The sequence below is a fragment of the Tardiphaga sp. genome, assembly GCF_028290785.1.
GTDB lineage: Bacteria > Pseudomonadota > Alphaproteobacteria > Rhizobiales > Xanthobacteraceae > Tardiphaga.
The window spans coordinates 1-4,057 of sequence record NZ_JAQGJD010000248.1 but is presented as its reverse complement, the minus strand read 5'-3'; the positions used below and the strand labels follow the sequence as shown (position 1 = coordinate 4,057).

4 protein-coding genes are annotated in these 4,057 nt (G+C 61.9%); 1 reads left to right on the top strand and 3 read right to left on the bottom strand.

The window, feature by feature from the left end; all coding sequences use genetic code 11:
• The 3 genes from JWR89_RS15640 to JWR89_RS15630 all read right to left on the bottom strand — a co-directional run.
• Positions 1-871: lytic murein transglycosylase (locus JWR89_RS15640; protein ID WP_299717708.1), on the bottom strand; the 871-nt coding region annotated here is incomplete at its 3' end.
• Positions 872-1,064: 193 nt separating this feature from the next.
• Positions 1,065-1,601, bottom strand: a complete 537-nt coding sequence (locus tag JWR89_RS15635; protein WP_299717706.1) for a GNAT family protein — start codon at positions 1,599-1,601, stop codon at positions 1,065-1,067.
• 41 nt (positions 1,602-1,642) lie between these two features.
• On the bottom strand, positions 1,643-3,088 hold the full coding sequence (locus JWR89_RS15630; RefSeq protein ID WP_299717704.1) for an XRE family transcriptional regulator: 1,446 nt from the start codon (positions 3,086-3,088) through the stop codon (positions 1,643-1,645).
• Between the two features lie 188 nt (positions 3,089-3,276).
• Here JWR89_RS15630 and JWR89_RS15625 point away from each other — a divergent pair.
• On the top strand, positions 3,277-4,057 hold a 781-nt coding region (locus JWR89_RS15625; RefSeq protein ID WP_299717702.1), incomplete at its 3' end, for an isocitrate lyase.

Genomic DNA, 4,057 nt, shown 5'->3' with positions numbered 1-4,057 from the left:
GCAACTGGACGGTGAGGTCGGCCTGGTCCCAAGGGAAACTGGAAGCCGGCACGCGAACTTCCTGCAGCCATGGCTCGCCGCGCCGCCATTTCAGCCCGTTGGCGATGTAGTTCGCGGTCGAGCCGATTACATCGTCGGGGCTGCGCAGCAGGTTGCGGTGGCCGTCGCCGTCATAGTCCACCGCGTAGTTGAAATAATGCGTTGGCAGGAACTGGGTCTGGCCGAGCTCGCCGGCCCACGAGCCGATCATCTCCTCCGGCGCAAGATCGCCGCGGTCGATGATTTTAAGCGCGGCGATGGTCTCGTCCTGAAACATTTTCGAGCGGCGGCAGTCATAGGCCAGCGACACCAGCGAGGGCAGCGTCGGCAGGTTACCCATCTGGGCGCCAAAATCGCTCTCCAGCGCCCAGAATGCCGCAATCACCGCCGGCGGCACGCCGTACTGTTTCTCTGCGCGGGCGAACGCCGCCGCATGGGCCTTGATCTTGAGCTGCCCGTTCTGCATCCGGTAATCCGCGGCCATGCGGCGGGCGAATTCGGTGAACAACTGGCCGAACACCCGCTGGCCGCGGTCTCGGTTGACGATCTTGGGGTCGTAGACCAGCCAAGGCGACGACGCTGCGATAGCGCGGGATGACACGCCAGCGGCGGTGGCCTGCTGCTTCAGACTGACGAGGAACTGGTCGAAGGACTGGCCGCCATGGCAGGCGGCAGCGCGTGGACTTGCTGTGATCGCGGGCCTCACCGTTGCGGCGGCGCCAGCCGTCGGCGTAGTCGGTCGGGCCTGAATGGGTGGTGCGAATTGAGCGGAAGCCGGCGAGGCCAGACCGGTGATAGCAAGCGCCGCAATAGAAATAATAGTGGATCGCATCCGCAATGACATTCGCAGCATCAGCGCCGGCCTCTCCCCGTCATGCCCGGCCTCGTCCCGGGCCTCCACGATCTCAGCCGATAGGAATACAGACGTGGATGGCCGGGACAAGCCCGGCCATGACGGAGGTGTTCGGCTGATCCATGCGTTTGACGATCCGGACGCGCGCTAATTGGCTTTACCAGCCATCGCTTTACGTCTTCCAGCCTTCCATTTGCGGCCGTTCGACCATCCATCGTGTCACAGCCTGATGATAGTTCAGCAATCCTGGCACCGTCATGTGGGTCTTCAGGTATTTAAAGCCGGCCTTTTGCAGCGTCCGGTTCGGCGCAGTGTTGAAGGCGTTGGGCTCGCAAAACAGCGATTTGAGCTTTAGCATGTCGAAATAGATGGCGGCGCTCTGGCGGACGCCGGGGGTGCCAATTCCGCTCTGTCTTCTCTCGGGCTGCAGTACGTGAAGATGCATGGTGGCGTGCTCGCCATAGACGATCTTGTCGCAGCTTGAAAATCCAACGGGCTTGTCGTCCATCAGCCACAGCACGACCACCGCGGCGCGGCTTTTGGGCGGCAGTGCATATTGCTGCGCGATGCGGTCTTGCCAGATCCCAATCGTTGGAATTCGCGTGGGATCGACACCCATGTTTTCCAGAAATTCCGGCGTGGAATTGTGGAAGTAGGAGGTCACCACATGGGCCTCAGATGGAAGCATTTCCCGGACCTGCAACGTCATCGTTCCATCCCGATGTCATCTTAAGTAGAAAGATGGCGCTACTATAACTCTCGTGCATTGCTGAACGCAAAGCTCGACACCCTTCGCGTGTTCTCATCCAGGATCAGCGTTCGCGTGATCGGCGGCTCGGCGCGTTGCGGGCAATTTTCGCGTTCGCACAGCCGGCAGTTGACGCCGATCGGGGTGCCTTCGGCTTTCTCCAGGTCCATGCCCGACGCATAGACCAGTTTCGCTGCGTGACGAATCTCGCAGCCGAGGCCGATGGCAAAACGCGGCTGCGGCTGGCCGTGCGGCGCTGGCGGCCGGCGTACCATCTGGGCGATCGAGAAATAGCGGCTGGCGTCGGGCAGCTCGATCACCTGCTTCAAGAGGCGGTCCGGCGTGTCGAAGGTGGAATGTACGTTCCACAAGGGGCAGGTACCGCCGAATTTCGAGAACGGGAAGGTACCCGACGAGAACCGCTTGGAGACGTTGCCGGCATTGTCCACGCGCAGCATGAAGAACGGCACGCCGCGCGCGGTGGGTCGCTGCAGCGTGGTGAGGCGGTGGCAGACCTGCTCGAAGCCGACGTTGAAGCGCTGGCCGAGCACCTGCAAGTCGTAGCTCAGCGCCTCTGCGGCGCCATGGAACGCGGCGTAAGGCATCAGCACCGCGGCGGCAAAGTAGTTTGCCAGCGTGATGCGGTACAATCTGCGCGGCGTGTCGTCGAGCGGGCCGGCACGGCCGACGATGGTCTCGAAATGGCTGCTGCATTCGGCAAGCCCGAGCTGGAACGCAAGCTGGAACGCGCGGCCGGGACTGTCCACCAGTTCGGAGATCAGCAGTTGCCGGCGGTGCCGGTCGAAGCGACGTAGCGTCTCGCGCATCACGTCCACCGGCATGATCCGGGTGACGATCGAATGTTTTTCCCGCAGCCGCGTCGAAAGCGCGGCGTAGAGATCCGGCGCGGTCTCGTTGATCTCGTCGCGCAAGGTTTCGGCGGCCTGCTCCAGCTCGGGGAAATAGTTGCGGTTGGCCTCGATCAGGTCGCGGACCCGCTCGATCGGGTTGGCCTCGTAATGGCCGCCCTCGTTGCGGTCGGCGAATTGCGCTGCCACCAGCGTCTCGCCGCGCCGCGCTTCGGCATAGGCGGCGTACATCCGCTGCAGCGCGTGAGTGACGCCGGGGCAGAGTTCGGCGAGGTCGCGCAGCTCCTGCTTCGGCAGGTCGATCTGCCGAAACAGCGGATCGGAGAAAATCTCGTTTAGTTCGGCGAAGAAGCGGTCCTCGTCGGCGGTGGCGAGGTCGCGCAGGTCGAGGTCGTAGGTCTGCGCCAGCCGCATCAGGAGTTGCGCGGTCACTGGACGCTGGTTGCGCTCGATCAGGTTGATGTAGCTCGGCGAAATGCCCAGCCCCTCGGCGATCTGGGTCTGCGACAGGCCGAGTTGCTGGCGAATCCGCCGGAACCGGGGACCGACGAACAGTTTCTTTGCGGAGTCGCCAGCCATCGCCAAATACCTGTTTGTGACAATTATGACAAAATGACATTTATTACAAGTCGTGATGTTACATTGCATCACCATTCAAACACAAGCCATCTATCGCATTGAGCGAGTTTGGCGTTTATCTCACGACACGCTTCGCAGGGTGCTTGTCACGTCTGTCGATAAAATTTCTTCACTGAAGGATTGATGAGATGAACTTCCAGCCACGTGGGATCAGCGATCAGGCCATCCAGGGGCCAGCCTCCTATCAGAGCGAAATCGGAGCCGCCGAAGCGCTCCTGAAGGACAAGGACACGTGGAATGGCGTGAAGGCCGAAGCCGTGGCCCGCATGCGCCTGCAGAACCGCTTCAAGACCGGCCTCGACATTGCGCGCTACACCGCTGCGCTGATGCGCGCCGATATGGCGGCCTATGACGCCGACAGCACGAAATACACCCAGTCGCTCGGGTGCTGGCACGGCTTTATCGCCCAGCAGAAGCTGATCTCGGTGAAGAAGCACTTTGGCACGACCGATCGCACCTATCTCTACCTATCTGGCTGGATGATCGCCGCGCTGCGTTCGGAGTTCGGCCCGCTGCCCGACCAGTCGATGCACGAGAAGACATCCGTGCCGGCGCTGATCGAAGAGCTCTACACCTTCCTGCGTCAGGCGGATCAGCGCGAACTCAACGATATTTTCCGCAACCTCGACGCTGCCCGCAAGGCCGGCGATCAGGCGAAGGAGCAGGCGTTGATCGAGAAGATCGACACTTTCCAGACCCACGTCGTGCCGGTGATTGCGGACATCGACGCCGGCTTCGGCAACGCGGAAGCGACCTACCTGCTCGCCAAGAAGATGATCGAAGCCGGCGCCTGCGCGCTGCAGATCGAAAACCAGGTGTCCGACGAAAAGCAGTGCGGCCACCAGGACGGCAAGGTGACGGTGCCGCACGAAGTCTTCCTCGCGAAGATCCGTGCCTGCCGCCACGCTT